The 1,023-nt window shown below is 44.4% G+C and carries 3 rRNA genes; all 3 read left to right on the top strand.

Annotation, left to right across the window (positions count from 1 at the left end):
* Positions 1-120: ribosomal RNA gene (locus BCAMP_RS12115) — 23S ribosomal RNA — on the top strand; the annotation flags it as partial.
* A gap of 122 nt (positions 121-242) precedes the next feature.
* Positions 243-358: ribosomal RNA gene (gene rrf, locus BCAMP_RS12110) — 5S ribosomal RNA — on the top strand.
* 220 nt (positions 359-578) lie between these two features.
* Positions 579-1,023, top strand: a 16S ribosomal RNA gene (locus tag BCAMP_RS12105); the annotation flags it as partial.

Genomic DNA, 1,023 nt, shown 5'->3' with positions numbered 1-1,023 from the left:
GAGATTTCCATCACTTTATGTGAGTAAGACCCCTGAGAGACGATCAGGTTGATAGGTTCGGAGTGGAAGTGCAGCGATGTACGGAGCGGACGAATACTAATAGGTCGAGGACTTAACCTTATTAAGTTTTAAAAGCGAAAATGACGATGGGTTGTTACCTTTCGAAAAAAATCAATTAGTATTCAGTTTTGAGAGTGCAAACTTTCATGATAATTTCATAATTATCCAGACATATTTATCTGTTTGGTGACGATAGCAAAGAGGATACACCTGTTCCCATCCCGAACACAGTAGTTAAGCTCTTTAGCGCCGATGGTAGTTGGGGGTTTCCCCCTGTGAGAGTAGGACGTTGCCAAGCAATCTACTATGAGATTAGTGCTTGACATTAATCACTCATCATGGTATGATTATTAAGTTGTTAAGTCAACGATTGACCTTTGAAAACTGAACGAACAAAAAGATGTTATATGCTTAAACTCTTAGGAGTTTAACCAATTAATTTCGTAACGACAACAAGTAATAAATTTTTAGCTAGCGAACTAGTTAAGGATCATTTGACGGTTTAAACACCGTTACTTTTTAACGAGAGTTTGATCCTGGCTCAGGACGAACGCTGGCGGCGTGCCTAATACATGCAAGTCGAACGAACGGATAAGGAGCTTGCTCCTTTGAAGTTAGTGGCGGACGGGTGAGTAACACGTGGGTAACCTGCCTCACAGCTGGGGATAACATCGAGAAATCGATGCTAATACCGAATGTGCTGAATATCATAAGATGTTCAAGTGAAAGACGGTTTCGGCTGTCACTGTGAGATGGACCCGCGCTGGATTAGCTAGTTGGTAAGGTAATGGCTTACCAAGGCAACGATCCATAGCCGACCTGAGAGGGTGATCGGCCACATTGGGACTGAGACACGGCCCAAACTCCTACGGGAGGCAGCAGTAGGGAATCTTCGGCAATGGACGAAAGTCTGACCGAGCAACGCCGCGTGAGCGAAGAAGGCCTTCGGGTCGTAAAGCTCTG

The sequence above is a fragment of the Brochothrix campestris FSL F6-1037 genome (genome assembly GCF_000525915.1).
Taxonomy (GTDB): domain Bacteria; phylum Bacillota; class Bacilli; order Lactobacillales; family Listeriaceae; genus Brochothrix; species Brochothrix campestris.
The sequence above is the reverse complement of the archived record's forward strand: the minus strand, read 5'-3'. Positions and strand labels throughout refer to the sequence as shown.